The organism is Rhodococcus sp. IC4_135, assembly GCF_011602025.1.
GTDB lineage: Bacteria > Actinomycetota > Actinomycetes > Mycobacteriales > Mycobacteriaceae > Rhodococcus_F > Rhodococcus_F baikonurensis.
Window position 1 is genome coordinate 75,007 of sequence record NZ_JAAOLG010000020.1, and the last position, 18,329, is coordinate 93,335.

Sequence of the window (18,329 nt, forward strand, 5' to 3'; positions counted from 1 at the left end):
GCAAGCGCCGAAACTTGCAGTCGGGGGACGGTCAATCCGAGAGCGCGAACTCGTCAGCGTCGAAGAGTTCACCGATCAGCCCACCGAGATGGCGTCGATGTTCGGCCGACAGCGTCGCTGCTGCCTCGGCATCGTGGTCGGCGCACAGGGCGATCAGCTTGTTGTGATGGTCGACGGAGTCCTGGCTGCCGAGGAGGCTCGAGAACTTGCGGTAGTAGATGCGGTGAATTTGCGGGTGAACCTGGTGGATCAGCTTCTTCAACAGTGGATTTGCAGCAGCGTCGATGATGACGCTGTGTAGGCGATCGTCCGCGGTCAGGGCTCGGCCTATGTCGTTTCGCTTGACGGCAGCGGCGAAGTCCTTGTTGGCGGAGCGCATCGCCCCGATCATCTCGTCGGTGAGGCTCGGTACGGCGGTGACGACGGCCAGTTGGTCGAGAGCTTCGATGACCGCGAGTGTTGCCTCGACGTCGCCGCGATCGAGGGTGGTGATGCGTGTGTAGGCTCCGGGTTTCGCTTCGACGAGTCCGGTGTCGACCAGCCTTGCGAGCGCTTCGCGGACCGGAGTTCTGCTCAATCCCAGATACTCGGCGAGTTCGCTGTCCTTGATCTTCGAGCCCGGCGCCAGTTCGCCGGTGACGATCGCTTCGCGAATGCGTTCGAGAGCGATGTCGCTCATTCGTGCTCGCTCAACCGGTTTACCGCCACGCAACATACTGGATATCGTACTCTGCACCTTGCTTGTCGCAGGTCAGCCCAGGTCGGCCAGTGACGCGTGTTTCCGGGCATCCGCAACCCGCCGGAGTAGGGCGCGGGCGAGAATTGTTGCCGGATCGATGATCTGACAGGTTGTGGCGTCGGCGGGCAGTCCGAGCGGAATCTCGGTGCATCCGGCCACGACGACCTGCGCGCCCGATTCGGCGAGAAGATCAGCGGCCCTGACGAGTTTGTCGGCGGTCTCGTCCCCGAGGTTGCCGCTCTTGATCGCTCGGATCGCCGGCATCACCAATTCGTCCTGAATCGCCGGTTCGGGCACCAGGACGTCGATCGAGTATTGCGACAGCCATTGTTGATACAACCCGGTGTGGACTGTCCCCGTGGTGGCCAATAGCCCGACGGACGTGACGGCGGGCGCAAGCGTCCGAATGTGCCGCGCAACTTCGTCGATCATGTGGACGACGGGAAGCCCAAGTTGGGACGAGATGCCGGGCAGGAAGGCGTGGGCGGTATTGCACGGAATGGCGAGCGTCGTAGCGCCCGACTCTCGGAGGACGCGCGCACCTCGGATCAGCCAGGGGGTGGGGTCCGGGCCGTTCTCGGTGAGTGCCAAAGTCCGGTCGGGAACGGTGGGATCGGCCCAGATGACAACTTTGGGGTGCTCCTGATCCGTCGAACCTGGCGTCAGGGCAACGAGTTTGGAGTAGAAGTCCGCAGTAGCGGCGGGGCCCATCCCGCCGAGTATTCCGATGACGGGTTCGCTCGTGGCCATCCTCATGTGACAAGTACACCCTTCTGACATCCAATATATTGGATGCTACATTTTGTTGATCAGGGTGCGGGAAATGGCAAGTAGTTGTCAAGCGTGACGCCGCCGCGACCGGCAGCGGAAAGGGTCATAGGCTTGCCGGCATCGGGAGCGAAAGGACCGCGGGCATGCATTTTCTGGAACTACGACACGCGCAGTGCGAACCCCCAGCGGCGTATGCGCCCGTCCTGGAGAGCTACGGAGACGTGCAGACTGTTCTTCTGGGAACCGACCCGCTTCCTGACCATCGACGGTTCGACGCCGTGATCGTGATGGGCGGGCCGATGGGCGTCGGCGATCAAGGCGAGGTCGAGTGGCTGACGTCAGAGATCGAGTACATTCGCGATCTGGTCGAGAACGACGTCCCGGTGTGGGGAGTGTGTCTGGGTTCGCAGTTGCTCGCCGCAGCGCTGGGTGCTCGCGTCTACACTGGCGCGGTGCCCGAAGTCGGAGTCGAGGAGATCACCTTGACTGCCGAGGGGCGGCAAGATCCGGTGTGGGGAGGTCTACCCTCCACTTTTCCTGCGATGCAATGGCATTCGGACACCTTCGAAATTCCGACCGGCGCGGTGCGGCTCGCCGGCTCTGCCAAGTATCCGAATCAACTTTTCCGGTACAAGCAGAGTTACGCCGTTCAGTTTCACCTCGAAGCGTCGTCCGAGGTGGCGCGCGAATGGATGGAACTGGCCGAGTACCGCGATTCGCTGCATGCTTCGTTGGGGGCGGACGGTCCGCGCATCTTCATGGAGCAGTTGGGTGCTGCCGAGTCGCAGGGGCTCGAGATTGCCGTAGCGGTGATGGAGAAATGGTTGAAATCCATCTCCGCCAAATAGGCCCGTTTTGTCTAGATTGACCGATTTACCTGTTACCTTGTGTTCTCGTGGGTGGATGAACCGATCCGGTCGAGCAAGACACCTCGTAGAGTCCGGATCTCCCCCGCGAAAGGGGAGCGATGCGCCGGATACGGAAGATATCGACAGCAGCAGTGACGTGTGTACTCGCGTCGACCGCGGTCTTGGGAGCGACCCAGGCGCATGCGTCCCCGTGGGATTGCAACGTCACCGGCAGCTTGGATCAATCAGGTGGGCCGACCAATCCGATTCCCTGGCTCAACGGCACGGACGGCAAACTGCCGGAACTGCAGGGGCGCACGTCCGCCGTCGAATACATCACGGGCGCACTCAGCCCGAACCAAACCGTCGAGCGGTTCAATGTTCTCGGCACGGATCTCGGCATCATGTGGGACAACGGCGCAGGTCAGGTCCTGACTGCTTTCGGTGACACCGTCGGAATCGGATCTGACCCCCTGTGCTCCGGGGTGGTCGGTGACTGGCGCAGCAACGTCCTGTTCCGTAGCTCGGACGGAAACCTGTCCGACGGCATGAACATCGACTCCTCGCCGACCGACCGGCCGAATCATTCTCGCGAGATCATCGGAAGTCTGAAAGTCACCGGCGTCGAAACCAGCAGCATTCCGACGACGGGTATCTCGGTGGGCGGCGTTCAATACGTCAACTACATGTCGATTCGTTCGTGGGGAGGGTCGGGCGAGTGGGTCACCAACTTCTCGCAGATCGCGTCCTCGCACGACAACGGTGAGACCTGGCAGATCGAACCGGCCTCGTCCCGGCCCAATCTGCCGTTGACGGGTAACGACAACTTCCAGATGGGTTCCTTCGTCAAAGACGGTGGTTACGTCTACAACTTCGGTACCCCTGCCGGACGCTTCGGCGAGGGGCGCCTCTCACGCGTGAAGGAAACCTCCACCGCGGACGTCGCGGCGTACGAATACTGGGACGGAAAAGCATGGGTCCCCAACAATCCCGCTGCCGCTGCAGTAGTTCTCGACGGGGACGTCAGCGAACTGTCGGTGCAGTACAACAACTATCTCGGCAAGTTCGTCGCGATGTACTCCAACGAGTGGGGCGCCCTGGTGCTGCGGACGGCGTCGGATCTGACCGGTCCGTGGAGTGCACCGGACGTCGTGATCGGCACCGACGCGGTTCCGGGGCTCTACGGCGCCTACATGCACCCCTGGTCGCAGGGGCAGGACCTCTACTTTCTCGCCACCACCTGGTCCGACTACAACGTCATGCTCATGAAGACCACGCTGCATCAGTGAACCGGATGGTTATCGTTGAACGGTGAGCACCACCGACAACGCGTTACTGATCACCGCCCTTCGCGACGTGTTGGTGGGGCCACTTCCCGAGATCGGCCGACGATTCTCGACGCTGATCGCGGACATGGCGCCGCACACCTCTCTGGTGATCTTCACCCGTGAGTGCACCGGTAGGCCGCGCAAGGTCGCCGGGGATCCAGCCGTCGTCGATCGTGTGACCATCGCCGAACTCGACCGCATCCGTACAGATCTCACTGTCGGACAAATCTTTCGGGGAAAGTGCGCTATCGCCGGCCGGGACCGTGAAGTGCTTGCGATGCTCGATCGAACCGATACGCTCCTCGTTCTGACGCCGCACCCCGGACCGGTGAAAACGGCATCTCTCGAATTGATCCAGGCGCTGTTCGCAGTGACTGCAACCGGAATCCAGCTCCAGGTCCGGAACGCGAGCCCCGCATATCTCGCCGAGTCGCGGGCGGCGTCGTCCGAGCGTGCGCGCACCGTGGCAGAGATGACGGAGGTGCACGCGGCCACCCTCGAAACGATGCTGGCGACGCTGCGCTCGGCCGATCTCGACGACACACGTGCGCGAACCTCGGCCAGGGAGACTGCGGCCTCGGCCCTGATCGGCCTTCGTTCAGCCGTCGACGTGCATCGCGAGTTGGCCGAAGAGTCCACCACCACGGCTTTTGCTCGGATGCGAGGGGAATTGCGTTCGCTGCTCAAGCATCGCGAAATCGCATTGGAATTGGTGGAGCCACCCGTCGACGGGCGCGGGCTACCCGGCGAAGTGGCGCACGGCGCCCGCGCGGTCGTCCGCGGCGCGGTGCTGGCATTGTCGGATCAGCAGACGCTCTCGCGAATCCGGGTGGCCTGGACTCTCGACGCGGCTTCGCTCTCGATCGACATTCGCGACGACGGCGGCGGTGAAGCCGACGTAGTTGACGTGGAACGCCAATTGCGTTCGAGGGTAGAGACTTTGGGTGGAACAGTCGAATCCGAGTCGACGCCCGGGTGGGGGAACCGGATCAGTGCAACCATCCCTCTCGACGCCCCCGTCGCCCTACCGAACCGCGACGTCCTCACCGAACTGGCACCGCGGGAGTTCGAGGTACTCGAGCATCTGGTGGCCGGACGGCGCAACAAGGCGATCTCGGAGCGACTCGGTGTCAGTGAGAGCACGATCAAGTTTCATGTTGCCGGGGTCCTGCGGAAATTGGGCGTCGAGAGTCGGGGTGCGGCCGCCGCCGCGGGCGCCGAGGCCGGCGTGAAGCCCGCGCCCTAGTCCTTTCGGCCAGGTCGGTCAGTCAGTTCGACCAGGGTTGCGGGCACCTGCTTCGGGCTAACCTTTCAACGAGTGCACATATCGCAATGTGAAAACACGGCGCAATGTGACGACACGTCCTCAATCGCACGAAGCCAGGAGCAAAGCCATGCCACAGCAGGTACGCGGCGTCATCGCCCGATCCAAGGGTGCCCCCGTCGAAATCGTCCCCATCACGATTCCCGATCCCGGCGCCAACGAGGTAGTGGTCGCCATTGCAGCGTGCGGTGTGTGCCACACCGACCTGACCTACCGCGACGGCGGAATCAACGACGAGTACCCGTTCCTGCTCGGGCACGAGGCGTCGGGCATCGTCGAGAGCGTCGGCCCCGGTGTCACTCACGTCGAGGTGGGTGACTTCGTCGTCCTCAACTGGCGTGCCGTGTGCGGGCAGTGTCGTGCGTGTAAGCGTGGCCGCCCGCAGTACTGCTTCGACACGTTCAACGCCGAGCAGAAGATGACGCTCGAAGACGGCACCGAACTGACGCCGGCACTCGGTATCGGCGCATTCGCAGACAAGACGCTGGTTCACGAAGGCCAGTGCACCAAGGTCGACGCCTCGGCCGATCCGGCCGTGGTCGGACTGCTCGGTTGCGGTGTCATGGCCGGCATGGGTGCCGCGATGAACACCGGCAACGTCGGACGCGGTGATTCAGTGGCCGTGATCGGGTGTGGCGGCGTCGGCGACGCAGCGATCATGGGTTCACGCCTGGCCGGTGCCAACACCATCATCGCGATCGACCGCGATCCCCGAAAGCTGGAGTGGGCCACAGAACTTGGCGCCACGCACACGATCAATGCCACCGAGGTCGACGACGTCGTCGAAGCAGTCCAGGAGCTGACCGGAGGTTTCGGTGCCGACGTGGTCGTCGACGCCGTCGGCCGCCCGGAGACGTGGAAGCAGGCGTTCTACGCCCGTGACCTCGCAGGAACCGTAGTGCTGGTGGGAGTTCCGACGCCGGACATGAAGCTGGAAATGCCTCTGGTGGACTTCTTCTCGCGCGGCGGAGCCCTCAAGTCGTCGTGGTACGGCGATTGCCTGCCCGAGCGTGACTTCCCCGTTCTGGTCGACCTGTACCAGCAGGGGCGTCTGCCGCTCGAGAAGTTCGTCAGCGAGCGCATCAAGCTCGACGAGGTGGAGAAGGCATTCGAGACGATGCACCGCGGCGAGGTCCTCCGTTCGGTGGTGGTCCTGTGACATTGCGAGTCGATCGCGTCGTCACCTCGGGCACGTTCAGCCTCGACGGCGGAACGTGGGACGTCGACAACAACATCTGGCTGATCGGTGACGACAACGAAGTGGTGATCGTCGACGCAGCGCACACCGCGCAGCCGATCATCGACGCTGTCGGTGGACGCAAGGTGGTCGGAATCGTCTGCACCCACGGCCACAACGATCATGTCACCGTTGCGCCCGAGCTGGCCGAGAAGCTCGACGCTCCGATCTACCTGAACCCGGCCGACGATGTCCTCTGGGAGATGACTCACCCTGGAGTGAAGCATCTGAGCTTGGAAGACGATCAGCGTATTGCTGTGGCGGGCACGGACATTCTGGCCATCCACACACCGGGCCATTCCCCGGGGTCGACCTGCCTCTACCTGCCCGAGGCGGGGGAACTGTTCAGCGGCGACACCTTGTTCTCCGGTGGACCCGGTGCTACCGGGCGGTCGTACTCCGACTTCCCGACCATCATCGGGTCCATTCGCGACAAGCTGTTCGCGCTCCCCGCCGAGACCAAGGTTCACACCGGTCACGGCGACGGCACGACGATCGGTACCGAGGCGCCGCATCTCGAAGAATGGATCCGCGCCGGATCCTGATCGCAGGAGACAATGGTGGGTGCGAACACGACTTGTGTTCGCACCCACCATTGTCATGTGCGCTGTACGTGCGGTGTCCAACGCGAGTGCCGCGTCTCGGATACCCCGTCTCGGATCAGAGTCAATCGAGGTGGTGGGCCGTCGGTGCGTCCGCTCGGCGGTTTACGGCTGCCCGCCTTGAACGGGTCGGGCCAGGACACTCCGGGACCGCTGTACTCCTGCTCGGCTGCGGCATGCAGAGTCCAGGCCGGGTTGTACAAGTGCGGGCGACCGAGGGCCACTAGGTCTGCCCGGCCGGCGAGTAGTACCGAGTTGACGTCGTCGTGCGACGAAATCGCACCCACTGCAATAACTCCGACACCGTGTTTACGTCCGACGGTGTTTCGGATGCTATCGGCAAAAGGTGTCTGATAACTGCGGCCGAAGGCAGGGGCTTCGTCCTTGACGATCTGCCCGGAGGAGACGTTGAGAACATCGGCGCCGTGCTCTGCAAAGGCCTCGGCGATACGAAGAGAATCGTCGATGGTGTTGCCACCTTCTGCCCAATCGACCGCGGATATACGTACTGATATCGGCTTCTCTGTTGGCCAGACTGCGCGGATGGCGTCAAAGACACTGAGCGGGAAGCGAAGCCGATTCTCGAAGCTTCCGCCGTATGCGTCGGTACGTGTGTTGGAAAGGGGAGACAGGAACGACGACAGCAGGTAACCGTGTGCACAGTGCAGTTCGAGGAGGTCGAATCCGGCTCGATCTGCGCTGCGTGCGGCCTCGACGAACTGCGCTTTCACTGTGTCCATCTCGGCGACGGTGATTTCGCGTGGAACCTGGTTGGCCGAGGAGTAAGGCAATGCCGAGGCACTTGCGACGTCCCAGTTGCCTTCTTCGAGCGGTTGGTCGATACCCTCCCACATGAGTTTTGTTGAGCCTTTGCGTCCCGAATGGCCGAGTTGCACACCGAGCTTTGCGTTGGACTGTTCGTGAACGAAGTCGACTATCCGCCGCCACGACTCTTCTTGCTCGGCGTTGTACAGGCCGGTGCAACCGGGAGTGATGCGCCCTTCGGGGCTGACGCATACCATCTCGGTCATGACCAACCCGGCTCCCCCGAGTGCTTTGCTGCCGAGGTGGACGAGATGGAAATCCCCGGGGACGCCGTCGACGGCCGAATACATGTCCATCGCCGAGACCATGATTCGATTCTCCAGTTCGAGACTGCGAATTCGGTACGGGTGGAACATCGGTGGGCGCGCGGTTGTTTCGGCGGCCTGTCCCTCCTCGATCTGGTTGGCTGCATACCAGTCGTCGACCATCTCGACGAAAGCAGGATCCCGTAGGCGGAGGTTGTCGTAGGTGATTCGGCGACTGCGGGTCATGAGGTTGAACGCGAACTGCTTCTCGTTCTGATCCATGTATTGGCCGATGTTCTCGAACCACTCGAGGCTGGCCTGGGCGGCGCGCTGAACCGACAGGACAACTGGCCGTCTCTCGATCTCGTAGGCTTCGAGGCCGGACTCCAGACTGGTGTGCTCGTGTAGACATGCGGCGAGGGCCAGCGAATCTTCCATCGCCAGTTTGGTTCCGGACCCGATGGAGAAGTGCGCGGTATGGGCCGCGTCGCCGAGAAGGATGACATTCTCGTGGCGCCAGTGTTCGTTCCGGACCGTTGTGAAGTTGATCCACTTCGAGTTGTTGGCGAGGACATTGTGACCGTCCAGGACATCGGCAAATATTTCGGTGATCATCGCGATCGACTTCTCGTCGTTCTCACCAGGGCGGAACTCCGCCGCGGCGAATGCCTCGAATCCTGCCTTCCTCCAAACGTCTTCGTGCATTTCGACGATGAAGGTACTGCCTTGATCGCTGAACGGGTATCCATGAATCTGCATGATGCCGTGTGGAGTTTCCTTGACGAAGAACTTGAAGGCTTCGAATACCTTGTCAGTTCCGAGCCACATGAACTTGCTTTTCCGTGGGTCGAGAGTTGGCTTGAAGGTTTCTGCATACGTATTGCGGATCGAGGAATTGATGCCGTCGGACGCGAGGACAAGATCGTATTCGCGACTCAGGTCCTCGACCGGTGGTGCGACGGTTCGGAATCGGAGATCGACGTCGAGATCCCGGCAGCGCTCTTGAAGGATGTGAAGGAGTTCCTTGCGTGACATCGCCGCAAAGCCCTGCCCACCGGAAGTGAGGGTGGTTCCACGGTAGTGGACGTCGATATCGTCCCAGCGCGCGAACTGTTCAGCCATCTGCTCGTAGACTGCCACGTCGGCATGTTCGATTCCGCCCAGTGTTTCGTCGCTGAAGACAACTCCGAAGCCGAAAGTGTCGTCGGGAGCATTGCGCTCCCACACCGTCACTTCGTGGTTTGGGTCGAGTTGTTTCATCAGCGCCGAAAAGTACAGACCGCCGGGGCCGCCGCCCACTACTGCAATACGCATGGTATTCCTCAATTCGTTGTGTTGGTGGGGGTGAGCGAGGGTTGTTGTTGCCCGCCGGTCTCGAAGCCGGCTCGAATGTGTTCAGGCCATGGACTGGATCCACCCCTGGCTCCGTCAGTGTGAACGACAGTCAGGGTGCCGGTAGCGGCGACCGTCCCGTCGCGGTCGACTCGAAATTCGAAAGACATTGAGCTCGTGCCGATTCGAGACACAGTCAGCTCGATCTGGACGTGGTCCTGATGCCACAGACGTTCGCTGTATTCCACGTCGTACTTGATGCGTGGGATTACGCCGAACAAGTGAAGGCATCCCAATCGCTCGTACAGTGCGGACTCGGCTGCTTCGACCCACCGGATGATTGTCGAATGGTGGTAGTGCCCCGCAGCATCGGTGTCCTGCCAATCGACGACGCGCTCGATCCGGACAGATGCGAGTGTCATGATCCGGCCCCCGTGGAGCAATCGTGCAGCCGAAACCTTTGAAGCTTGCCAGTCGGTGTCTTGGGTAGTTCATCCGCAAAGGTGATGCTGCGTGGGTACTTGTACGGTGCGGCAGTTTGTTTGACGAAGTTCTGCAGTTCCTTGACCTTGGCCTCGTCTCGGGGAACACCAGGTGCCAGGACGACGATTGCGTGGACCACCATTCCGCGCTCGTCGTCGGGTAGTCCGATAACACCCGATTCCAGAACGTCCGGATGCTGGTCGATCACCCATTCGACCTCTGGCGCCGCGATGTTGTACCCGGAGGAGACGATCATGTCGTCGCTGCGGGCCTGGTACCAGAAGTATCCGTCGGAATCGCGAATGTAACTGTCACCGGTCATGTTCCATCCGTCGCGCACATAACTGGTTTGCCGGGGATCCGACAGGTAGCGGCAACCGGTAGGTCCCTTGACAGCCAGGAGTCCGGCTGTTCCGTCGGGAACAGGGATTCCGTCGATGTCGTGAATTTCGGCGCGAAATCCGGGAACGGCTCGACCCGTGGACCCGGGCCTGATGTCGTCATCGGAGGCAGAGATGAAGACATGAAGCATCTCAGTGCCGCCGATGCCGTCGATGATCGACTTCCCGGTGCGCTCCTTGACGTCACGCCAGACACTTTCCGGAAGATGCTCACCCGCGGACACCAGACGACGGACACTTCGTAGCGCTTGGTCTTTACCGGCTCGAAGCATCGCTCGGTAGGCGGTAGGAGCAGTGAAGAGAACACTGATGTGATGCTCGAGCAGAGCGTCTGCCAGTTCGCTCGGAGTTGCGCGTTCGATCAGAAGTGTCGATGCGCCGACCCGCATGGGGAAGATGACAAGTCCGCCCAGACCGAAAGTGAAGGCCAGTGGCGGTGTGCCGGTGAAGATGTCGTCTGCGGTCGGTTTGACTATGTACTTCGAGAACGTGTCGGCGTTTGCCAATACGTCGCGGTGAAAGTGCATTGTCGCCTTGGGGACGCCGGTGGTGCCGGATGTGGGGGCGAGTAGAACCACGTCGTCGGCTGCCGTGTCTACGTTCTCGAAGGTGTCGGGTTTCGACGATGCGCGGGTATGAAGATCGGTGGATTCGTTTGTTCCGCAAGTGATGACAGGGATCGTTCCTGCTGCTTCGAGGAGTTCTTCGGCGAGGGCGCTGTCGGCGATAGCGACAGTCGGCGTGGTGATTGCGATCAGTTTTCGGAGTTCGGGCGCACGCAGCAACGGCATGGTTGTGACCACTACGGCACCGGCTTTGACCACGGCGAACCAGCAGGCCACCATCCACATGTTGTTGCTGCCGCGCAGCAAAACTCGGTTGCCGGGAACAACGCCGAAGTCTTCGGTGAGTACTCGCGCAATCTGATTCGAATGGCGGAGCAGGTCTCCGTACGTCCAGGTTGAGGTCTGCGAGCGCAGGCATGGTCGGTTGGGGCCGAGTGCTGCGACGGTGTCGTCCAGGAGTGCGGTGGCGCAGTTGAGGCGTTCTGGATACTGCAGGTCGGGGAGTTCGAAAAGGAACTCGGGCCATTGTGATTCCGGAGGCAGATTGTCACGGCAGTAGGTATCGACGTGTGCCGTTGCGGTGAGTGCCATTCTCGACCTTTCGAGTATTGGTTGAGAAGCTCAATGTATGACGTAATCTAGACGATCGCAAGAGAAACGAAATACTTTTCTGTGGATTGACTCGATTCGTGTGACGTCTGCCTGGCGTAATGCGTATTCTTGACGAACGTCAACAATGCGGTATAGGTTCCGCTCTGGATGGCGTGTATCACACTTTGCTGTCTGGTGCGTTCGCGGTAGTAGCCCTCGTAGGCTGTGCGGATCTCGCGTCGCGCCTCTGATCGGAGTCAGTCGACCACCAAGGAGCAGGCATATGTCGCGACCGGATGTACCGCAACGGCCAGGGGCCAAACAGCGCACGGGAATTCTGGTGTTGATTCTCTGCTTCGTCACGATCGTGTTCGACGGGTACGACCTGGTTGTCTACGGATCAACAGTGCCCACATTGATTGCCTACGATGACTGGAATCTCGATTCCGGTGGGGCCGGCCTGATCGGCAGTATGGCTTTGGTGGGCATGCTCCTCGGGACGATGACCGTCGGCTTTCTGACCGACCGACTCGGGCGACGCAGGATCATGCTCGGTTCCATTGTGTGGTTCTCGATTTGCATGCTGGCGACCGTATTTGCGCCCAACGAGTATGTATTCGGAGTCTTGCGATTCCTCACTGGTATCGGACTCGGTGGTGTGGTGCCCACCTGCATTGCGCTGACCGTGGAATTTGCGCCCAAGGAGCGCCGAAATCTTGCCAACGCCGTTATGTTCAGTGGGTACTCGGTCGGCGGCGTGATCGCTGCGGTATCGGCGATCGCATTGCTGCCCGATATCAACTTCAAAGTTCTGTACCTGCTTGGTGCGCTTCCCCTGGTGACTCTGCTGCCCGTTGCCTACAAGTTTCTGCCGGAATCGATTTCCTACCTTGCTCGGACAGGGCGAGACGATGAAGCGCGTGTCACCGCGGCGCAGTTCGGAGTGCTCTACGAGGACGTCGTATCTGCGGAACCGATTGTGGCAAAGCCGGATACAGACACTGTGCAATCGGGTATGCGCGAGTTGTTCACCCCTCGTTGGTTACGATCGACGATCTTGTTTGCGCTCGCCAACTTCTGTGGGTTGCTTCTGGTCTACGGATTGAATACCTGGCTGCCTCAGATCATGAGGTCGGCAGGATATGCATTGGGCAGTGCTCTCGCATTCCTCCTGGTTCTGAATCTCGGCGCGATTGTCGGATCGATCAGTGCGTCGTATATCGCTGACCGGATAGGTATTCAGAAGGTTGTCATCACCTCCTTTCTGGTCGCCTTTGGCGCAGTGATGTTGTTGAGTGTGAATCTGCCGATGGCGCTTTTGTTTGTCTTCGTCGCTTTTGCGGGGTTGGGAAGTGTGGGAACACAGATCCTGGTAGGTGGGTTCTGTGCCACGCACTACCCACAGCGGCTGAGCGCGAATGCGCTTGCCTGGTCGTTGGGAGTCGGTCGGGTCGGTGCGATTTGTGGGCCTGTCATCGGTGGCGTCATCGCGGATCTGGCCTTCGGATATCAGGTGAACTTCTATGTCTTCGGTGCTGTCGCCGTAGCCGGAGCTGCTGTTGCTGCCTTGGTGCCACGGAGCACAGACGCTGCTCAGACCGGCGCGGGATCGGTTTCCGGGCGGCAAGGTGTCCGCGCACCCTGATGGAGTAGCTGCGGCATCAACGACAGTCATGCCACCATGACGGACTATCGTGGTGGTATGACGGTCGTGACGAAAGAACGCTCTGACGCTGACGCTCGGATCACTGGCGATCCGGCCCCTCGTCAGTTGATCGTGACATTGTTCGGCCTCTACGGGCGAGCGGAGAAGAACTGGCTATCGGTGGCCGCGTTGGTGCGTTTGATGGGCGAACTCGGCGTCGACGGACCTGCAGTGCGTTCGTCGATCTCGCGTCTCAAGCGTCGTGAGGTTCTCGCGAGTTCACGACGCGGAACGTCAGCCGGGTACTCCATGTCGCCCTGGTTGCTCGACGTGCTCGCCGAAGGTGACGCTCGCATCTTCGGTCGGACTCGCGCAAGTATCGACGACGGCTGGCTCGTGGTGGTCTTCTCAGTGCCCGAATCCGAGCGCGAGAACCGGCATGCACTTCGCACCGAGTTGACTCGCCTCGGTTTCGGCACAGCCGCTTCCGGAGTATGGATCGCCCCGGGGAACATCGAGCGCGAGGTTCGAGAAACCTTGGAGCGTAGGGATTTGCATCGCTATGTCGACATCTTCAACGGTAGTCACATCGCGTTCGGCGATCTGCGGTCCAAAGTCCGAGATTGGTGGGACTTGGACGAATTGACTGCACTGTACGCCGAATTCATAGATGCATACCGTCCGATCCTGAAACAATCCGACAAGGATGGATTTACGCCTGGGGAGGCATTTGCTCACTACGTGGAGATGTTGACTATGTGGCGACGACTCCCGTATCGAGATCCTGGGCTGCCGCTGGATCTGCTGCCGGATGGATGGAACAGCGTTGTGGCGGAGGAGCTTTTTCGCGAACTCAACGCCGCGCTCAGTGGGCCGGCGCGCGAACATGCCCTGGAGACAATTCACCCCTGATGGACACGCTGTAGCAGGACTACTCCGGAGTGGTTGCGCGCAAAACAATTCGCGCGCAACCACTCCGGAGTCTCGTTCGTGAGGCCCTGTCAGTCGGCGACGACGCCGATACCCTGAATTTCGATGAGCGCTTCCTTCTGCCACAGTGACGTGACGCCGATGCCGGCCATTGCCGGATATTCTGTCCCCGCCATTTCGCGCCACAGTCGACCGATTTCCCGCCCGTTGGCCTGGTAATCCGGAATGTCGGTGAGATAGATGGTGACACTCACCAGGTCAGACGGCTTACCGCCTGCCTCGACCAACGAGGTCAACGTGTTGGACATCGCTTGCCGAAACTGTTCGATGATCCCACCCTCGACTATCTTGCCTTCGGCGTTGAGCGCGGTCTGACCAGCGAGATACACGGTGTTGCCGGCGCGTACCGCATGGGCAAATCCTGACGGCTTGAGCATTGTCGACGGATTGATTCGAGAAATGGCCATGTCTGTGTCCCCTGAGTAGGTGGGGGAAACTCTGTCGCCGCCCCCTTTATCGTGTTACATTGACCATCGTAAGCAGGACGCAACAAAATGTCACTCGACAGATTGCGGGTCGACGGACATTTGCTCGATTCGATGCACGGAGGCATTGACGGCCATGCAGCTACTCACAGTTCGTCTCTCGGACGGTCAGACCAGTGCGGCGGTCATGACGCCTGGTGGAGCGCGGTTGATTGCTTCCCCGGATGTCGGCACGCTTCTGGGTGACGGTCAGAAATCCGAATTGGTGAGCCGTGCTGTGGATTCGGGCAAAATGGTCAATATTGATCAGATGCAGGTCATGTCGGTCGTTCCGAATCCGAGGAAGATTCTTTGTTGCGGGTTGAACTATCGCGCGCATGTGCGTGAGATGAATCGTGAAGAACCCGCGTTCCCCACACTTTTTGCCAAGTTTGCCGATACCTTGACCGGCCCGAACGACGACATCTTTCTTCCCGAATACGCTACTGATGTCGACTGGGAAGCTGAACTTGCAGTTGTTGTCGGTGCGAACCTGCGGAATGCAGATGTCGACGAGGCTCGCCGCGGCATCGCGGGGTACACGGTGGCCAACGACATCTCGGTTCGCAGCTGGCAACGTCGAACCCTGCAGTGGTTGCAGGGCAAGGCTTTCGACGCGACCACTCCTCTCGGCCCGGTCCTGGTCACCCCCGATGAGTTCGACCCGGCGTCGGGGGCAACAATCACGTGCACCGTGGACGGGAAGAAGGTTCAGACCGGTACCACCGATGATTTGGTGTTCGACCCTGCCGAACTGCTCTCCTACATATCGCAATTCACGGGACTTGCACCGGGAGATCTGGTGTTGACCGGCACGCCGGGCGGAGTCGGCGCGGGCATGACGCCGCCGACATTCTTGGGGAACGGTGCGGTTGTCGAAGTCGAAATTCAAGGAATCGGCAAGGTGTCCAACACCGTGCGACTCGGATAACTGATTCGGGCCACAGGTTTTTCCGTACCCACGGGATTTCCGCGCATACAGCTTGTCCACAAATCAGAAGCACTTGTATCACGAAGGAGCACAGCATATGTCGAATGATTCCGTCACCGAAGTTGTCCCTGTCGTCACCAGGAAGGGATTCGAGTATCAGGCGACCGCGCAGTCAGGCGGCGCCAAGCGCGTCTCGGGCGTGAGCATCCAACACACCCCAGCAACCAAGATCTGGTATGGCAAGGTCACCAACGAACCCGGCTACCGCTCGCTTCCACATCACCACGGTGAGGCAGAAACCGGTGGATATGTCCTTACCGGCCATGGCCGTATCTACTTCGGAGAGAACTACACCGAATTTGTGGACATGACCGAGGGTGACTTCGTTTTTGTGCCGCCGTACATGCCGCACGTCGAGGTGAACATGTCTCTCACCGATGAGTTGGTCTGGCTGACCACCCGCACACCGGACAATATCGTAGTCAACCTCCCCGATGTGGATGACGCCTCACTCGAAGGGTATCGACGCGCATGACACTCTCCAGTAAGCCGATGCTCGCATCTTGGGACTTCGAGCGAGACGGTGACAACACGTTTATTGGTCGGCACCAAGTCATTCCGTCTGCGCGCGCGTACGGCGGCGAGGTTGTCGCCCAGGCTGTTGCCGCGACGATCAAGACGGTTGCGGATGACCGGGGTATTCACTCGTTCCACGGATACTTCCTTCGTGCCGGCGACGTTCATGAGCAGACGGTCTACGAGGTCGATCGCCTACGTGACGGTCGAGGGTTCTCCCAGCGCGCCGTACGCGGTATCCAATCAGGGAAGACCATATTTCAAGGGATGGCATCCTTTCACGTCGCTTCTGACGGTGTACGACACCAGGATCCAATGCCAGTGGACCTCGCAGATCCCGAGACGTTGCCGACCGCAGCAGAAGCGCTCGGCGATTCGACAGTGCGAGACGCGCAGTATTGGGCCAACGATCGCAGCTTCGACATCAGGCATTCACCGGAAGCGATCTACATCTCGGCAGACGGTGAGCGTACGCGTCGGCAGACGGTGTGGCTCAAGGCTTACGAGCGACTGCCCGACGACGTGAATGTCCATCGGGCGGCACTCGCCTACCTGTGTGACTACACGTTGCTCGAGCCGATCCTTCGGAACAACGGTGCGGCATGGGCAGACCCCGGCGTGATCACTGCCAGCCTCGACCACGCGATGTGGTGGCATAACGACGGACGCGTCGACGAATGGATTGCGCTGGTTCAGGAATCGTCATTCGCCGGGAACGGTTTGGGACTTTCTCACGGAAGGATCTACACGCGAGACGGTCTCCTGCTGGCGACCGTCGCGCAGGAAGGCCTTGTCACTCTGCCGGCGTGATGGTCGGACAATTCAAACTCGCATGCCCGACGGTCGTTCGACTGTCGGGCATGTTGTCGTCACAACCCTGATGCCCAACCGGCGGTGTCGTTCTCGCCCGGGATCGCCATCAGACCGTGCCACAGTTCGAGGATCTCGAACCATTCTGTCTCGGATCGGCTGAGGGGACGTACGGAATCGTAGCCGGCGCGCAGGCTCTGCCGTACCGCGATCGGTGTCGGTCGCCAATCGGTGAACAGGGTGCCCAGATAGACGCATGCCTTGGCCAGGTCGCTCACCCGGTGGTCGATCACCACGTCGTCGAAGTCGAGTACCCCGGTGATCCGAGAATTTCGAGTCAAGATGTTGGCTGCACGGAAGTCGTTGTGTACCAGTTGTGGTTGGTCATCGAGGTCGTGTGCCCGCGACAAGAAGTCCGCGAGCCTGCGCGTCGCCTCAGGTGCGAACCCGCGGTCGAAATTCTCGAGCCAACCACCGATGCGCTCCTTCAACCCGGTGCTGCGCGACGAGAATACCGATCCGTCGACGTGGGTGGCGCCGAGCGTTCGGTGTATCTCTGCCAGACATGCTCCTGCCGACCGGACCGCCGCGTGGTCCTGCACGTCCAACCAATCTCCCGCCAGCTCCGGCAGTACGGTGAACGACACTGCGCACGAAGGCCCTTCCAGTGTTTCCCGATCCAGCAGTGTTTCCCGGACCAGCAGTGTTTCCCGGTCCAATCCGTTCAGGGACGTGATCGGCGATGGAACGGGCGCACCCTGCCCGGCGAGTGTGCTCAGTAACCGCGTCGACGCCTCCAGCTTCGGGAAGCGATCGGTGGCGCGCGACCACTTCACCACCAGCCCACCTCGGTCGCTCGCAACCCACACAATCGCGTTCTGGTCACTGATCGCCATTCGCGAGCACTCGAGGGCCGTCAATCCCCAAGTCTGCTCGAGTACCGCCGAGACCCAATGGGTGGCTGCGCGGAAGCTGTCGAATCCGAATCGCTGCTTCAATGCGGCTTCCGGCTCCACCGATTCCCAGAGCATGGACAACCCGAGTGGCATTTCAGTCGCCATGACGCAGTTCGCTGAAGATCAAGTTGGTCTGGGTATTGGCGATGGCCGGATCGTTGAGGTGTGCGCTGACGAAATCGCGAAGCCGAGTGGGAGATTCACACGACACGTGCACCAGGAGATCACGGTCCCCACTCATCAGGAACACTCGCTGAACGGAATCCAGTCCGCTCAGGTGCTCGGCAATTTCCGTCATCCGGCTCCTGGCGTGGGAGTGAATCAGAATCGACACCATCGCCGAGATTTCGAGGCCGAGTAGCTCGAGGTCTATGTCTGCATGAAACCCCTTGATGACGCCCGATTCGCGTAGAGCGCGCATCCGCGCCAGAGCGGTCGACGGAGCTATCCCGACCTTCTCGGCGAGTGCATTGTTGGGGATGCGTGCATCCCGGACGAGTTCGCGGAGAATCGCCGTATCGACGTCGTCGAGCCGAACATGATTCGGCCGAGCCGCGGCTGCCGCCCGTTCGATCGCATTAATCATCCGATTTCTCCCTGCCGTCGCGAAAATATTCAGCAACTATTGACCGCGCCCGCCGATGATTCTAGCTTTTGCCAAACAC

The 18,329-nt window shown here is 60.6% G+C and carries 18 protein-coding genes; 10 read left to right on the forward strand and 8 right to left on the reverse strand.

Translation table 11 applies throughout. The features are described 5' to 3' along the window. Positions 1–31: 31 nt before the first annotated feature. Positions 32–715 carry a GntR family transcriptional regulator gene (locus tag G8767_RS26470; protein WP_166812740.1) on the reverse strand — a complete coding sequence of 228 codons (684 nt, stop codon included), beginning with the start codon at positions 713–715 and terminating at the stop codon, positions 32–34. Between the two features lie 36 nt (positions 716–751). Then, positions 752–1,495, reverse strand: a complete 744-nt coding sequence (locus G8767_RS26475) for an amino acid racemase (RefSeq protein WP_240952828.1) — start codon at positions 1,493–1,495, stop codon at positions 752–754. Positions 1,496–1,653: 158 nt separating this feature from the next. Between G8767_RS26475 and G8767_RS26480 the strand changes: the two genes are divergently transcribed. The 5 genes from G8767_RS26480 to G8767_RS26500 all read left to right on the forward strand — a co-directional run bounded on the left by G8767_RS26480 (position 1,654) and on the right by G8767_RS26500 (position 6,792). Then, complete coding sequence (locus G8767_RS26480) at positions 1,654–2,358, forward strand: type 1 glutamine amidotransferase (RefSeq protein WP_240952829.1); 705 nt, start codon at positions 1,654–1,656, stop codon at positions 2,356–2,358. Positions 2,359–2,477: 119 nt separating this feature from the next. Next, positions 2,478–3,647, forward strand: a complete 1,170-nt coding sequence (locus G8767_RS26485; RefSeq protein WP_166812742.1) for a DUF4185 domain-containing protein — start codon at positions 2,478–2,480, stop codon at positions 3,645–3,647. A gap of 22 nt (positions 3,648–3,669) precedes the next feature. Next, positions 3,670–4,932: a LuxR C-terminal-related transcriptional regulator gene (locus G8767_RS26490; protein ID WP_166812744.1), complete on the forward strand. Its 1,263-nt coding sequence runs from the start codon at positions 3,670–3,672 to the stop codon at positions 4,930–4,932. A 148-nt stretch (positions 4,933–5,080) separates the two neighbouring features. After that, positions 5,081–6,169: an S-(hydroxymethyl)mycothiol dehydrogenase gene (locus G8767_RS26495; RefSeq protein WP_007730860.1), complete on the forward strand. Its 1,089-nt coding sequence runs from the start codon at positions 5,081–5,083 to the stop codon at positions 6,167–6,169. Continuing rightward, the gene (locus tag G8767_RS26500; RefSeq protein ID WP_166812746.1) at positions 6,166–6,792 is read left to right on the forward strand and encodes an MBL fold metallo-hydrolase; all 627 of its coding nucleotides are present in this window, start codon (positions 6,166–6,168) and stop codon (positions 6,790–6,792) included. Before G8767_RS26495 ends, G8767_RS26500 begins: the two co-directional genes overlap by 4 nt. A 53-nt stretch (positions 6,793–6,845) precedes the next feature. Here the strand turns inward: G8767_RS26500 and G8767_RS26505 are convergent, their stop codons facing one another. Genes G8767_RS26505 through G8767_RS26515 form a run of 3 tightly spaced genes read right to left on the reverse strand, consistent with a single transcriptional unit; the run spans position 6,846 to position 11,292 of the window. Then, positions 6,846–9,233, reverse strand: a complete 2,388-nt coding sequence (locus tag G8767_RS26505; RefSeq protein WP_166812748.1) for a bifunctional salicylyl-CoA 5-hydroxylase/oxidoreductase — start codon at positions 9,231–9,233, stop codon at positions 6,846–6,848. A gap of 8 nt (positions 9,234–9,241) precedes the next feature. Then, positions 9,242–9,673 (reverse strand): thioesterase family protein, encoded by a 432-nt coding sequence (locus G8767_RS26510; protein ID WP_166812750.1) that lies wholly within the window; start codon positions 9,671–9,673, stop codon positions 9,242–9,244. Then, positions 9,670–11,292: an AMP-binding protein gene (locus G8767_RS26515; protein WP_166812752.1), complete on the reverse strand. Its 1,623-nt coding sequence runs from the start codon at positions 11,290–11,292 to the stop codon at positions 9,670–9,672. The genes G8767_RS26510 and G8767_RS26515 overlap by 4 nt, the downstream gene beginning before the upstream one ends. A 283-nt stretch (positions 11,293–11,575) precedes the next feature. Between G8767_RS26515 and G8767_RS26520 the strand changes: the two genes are divergently transcribed. Next, entirely contained in the window at positions 11,576–12,937 is a 1,362-nt protein-coding gene (locus G8767_RS26520) for an aromatic acid/H+ symport family MFS transporter (RefSeq protein WP_206029811.1), read from the forward strand. Between the two features lie 57 nt (positions 12,938–12,994). Then, entirely contained in the window at positions 12,995–13,849 is an 855-nt protein-coding gene (locus tag G8767_RS26525; protein WP_166812754.1) for a PaaX family transcriptional regulator C-terminal domain-containing protein, read from the forward strand. An 89-nt stretch (positions 13,850–13,938) separates the two neighbouring features. Here G8767_RS26525 and G8767_RS26530 read toward each other — a convergent pair whose 3' ends face one another. Beyond that, on the reverse strand, positions 13,939–14,334 hold the full coding sequence (locus tag G8767_RS26530) for a RidA family protein (RefSeq protein WP_166812756.1): 396 nt from the start codon (positions 14,332–14,334) through the stop codon (positions 13,939–13,941). Positions 14,335–14,488: 154 nt separating this feature from the next. Between G8767_RS26530 and G8767_RS26535 the strand changes: the two genes are divergently transcribed. From G8767_RS26535 to G8767_RS26545, 3 genes are all read left to right on the forward strand, one after another. After that, positions 14,489–15,322: a fumarylacetoacetate hydrolase family protein gene (locus G8767_RS26535; RefSeq protein ID WP_166812758.1), complete on the forward strand. Its 834-nt coding sequence runs from the start codon at positions 14,489–14,491 to the stop codon at positions 15,320–15,322. A 97-nt stretch (positions 15,323–15,419) separates the two neighbouring features. Beyond that, positions 15,420–15,857: a cupin domain-containing protein gene (locus tag G8767_RS26540; protein ID WP_042953132.1), complete on the forward strand. Its 438-nt coding sequence runs from the start codon at positions 15,420–15,422 to the stop codon at positions 15,855–15,857. Continuing rightward, the gene (locus G8767_RS26545; protein WP_166812760.1) at positions 15,854–16,708 is read left to right on the forward strand and encodes an acyl-CoA thioesterase domain-containing protein; all 855 of its coding nucleotides are present in this window, start codon (positions 15,854–15,856) and stop codon (positions 16,706–16,708) included. The genes G8767_RS26540 and G8767_RS26545 overlap by 4 nt, the downstream gene beginning before the upstream one ends. 59 nt (positions 16,709–16,767) lie before the next feature. On the opposite strand, the gene G8767_RS26550 is transcribed toward G8767_RS26545, so the two are convergent. Continuing rightward, the gene (locus G8767_RS26550; RefSeq protein WP_240952830.1) at positions 16,768–17,769 is read right to left on the reverse strand and encodes a phosphotransferase; all 1,002 of its coding nucleotides are present in this window, start codon (positions 17,767–17,769) and stop codon (positions 16,768–16,770) included. Next, on the reverse strand, positions 17,759–18,250 hold the full coding sequence (locus G8767_RS26555; RefSeq protein ID WP_124568128.1) for an Lrp/AsnC family transcriptional regulator: 492 nt from the start codon (positions 18,248–18,250) through the stop codon (positions 17,759–17,761). Before G8767_RS26555 ends, G8767_RS26550 begins: the two co-directional genes overlap by 11 nt. Positions 18,251–18,329: the final 79 nt, after the last annotated feature.

Excerpts from the sequence above, each read along its gene's own strand:
- G8767_RS26535 (WP_166812758.1), top strand. The coding sequence starts at position 14,489 with ATGCAGCTACTCACAGTTCGTCTCTCGGACGGTCAGACCAGTGCGGCG.
- G8767_RS26525 (WP_166812754.1), top strand. The coding sequence starts at position 12,995 with ATGACGGTCGTGACGAAAGAACGCTCTGACGCTGACGCTCGGATCACT.
- G8767_RS26520 (WP_206029811.1), top strand. The coding sequence starts at position 11,576 with ATGTCGCGACCGGATGTACCGCAACGGCCAGGGGCCAAACAGCGCACG.
- G8767_RS26505 (WP_166812748.1), bottom strand. The coding sequence starts at position 9,233 with ATGCGTATTGCAGTAGTGGGCGGCGGCCCCGGCGGTCTGTACTTTTCG.
- G8767_RS26550 (WP_240952830.1), bottom strand. The coding sequence starts at position 17,769 with ATGGCGACTGAAATGCCACTCGGGTTGTCCATGCTCTGGGAATCGGTG.
- G8767_RS26470 (WP_166812740.1), bottom strand. The coding sequence starts at position 715 with ATGTTGCGTGGCGGTAAACCGGTTGAGCGAGCACGAATGAGCGACATC.
- G8767_RS26495 (WP_007730860.1), top strand. The coding sequence starts at position 5,081 with ATGCCACAGCAGGTACGCGGCGTCATCGCCCGATCCAAGGGTGCCCCC.
- G8767_RS26515 (WP_166812752.1), bottom strand. The coding sequence starts at position 11,292 with ATGGCACTCACCGCAACGGCACACGTCGATACCTACTGCCGTGACAAT.
- G8767_RS26485 (WP_166812742.1), top strand. The coding sequence starts at position 2,478 with ATGCGCCGGATACGGAAGATATCGACAGCAGCAGTGACGTGTGTACTC.
- G8767_RS26475 (WP_240952828.1), bottom strand. The coding sequence starts at position 1,495 with ATGAGGATGGCCACGAGCGAACCCGTCATCGGAATACTCGGCGGGATG.
- G8767_RS26480 (WP_240952829.1), top strand. The coding sequence starts at position 1,654 with ATGCATTTTCTGGAACTACGACACGCGCAGTGCGAACCCCCAGCGGCG.
- G8767_RS26530 (WP_166812756.1), bottom strand. The coding sequence starts at position 14,334 with ATGGCCATTTCTCGAATCAATCCGTCGACAATGCTCAAGCCGTCAGGA.
- G8767_RS26540 (WP_042953132.1), top strand. The coding sequence starts at position 15,420 with ATGTCGAATGATTCCGTCACCGAAGTTGTCCCTGTCGTCACCAGGAAG.
- G8767_RS26555 (WP_124568128.1), bottom strand. The coding sequence starts at position 18,250 with ATGATTAATGCGATCGAACGGGCGGCAGCCGCGGCTCGGCCGAATCAT.
- G8767_RS26510 (WP_166812750.1), bottom strand. The coding sequence starts at position 9,673 with ATGACACTCGCATCTGTCCGGATCGAGCGCGTCGTCGATTGGCAGGAC.
- G8767_RS26545 (WP_166812760.1), top strand. The coding sequence starts at position 15,854 with ATGACACTCTCCAGTAAGCCGATGCTCGCATCTTGGGACTTCGAGCGA.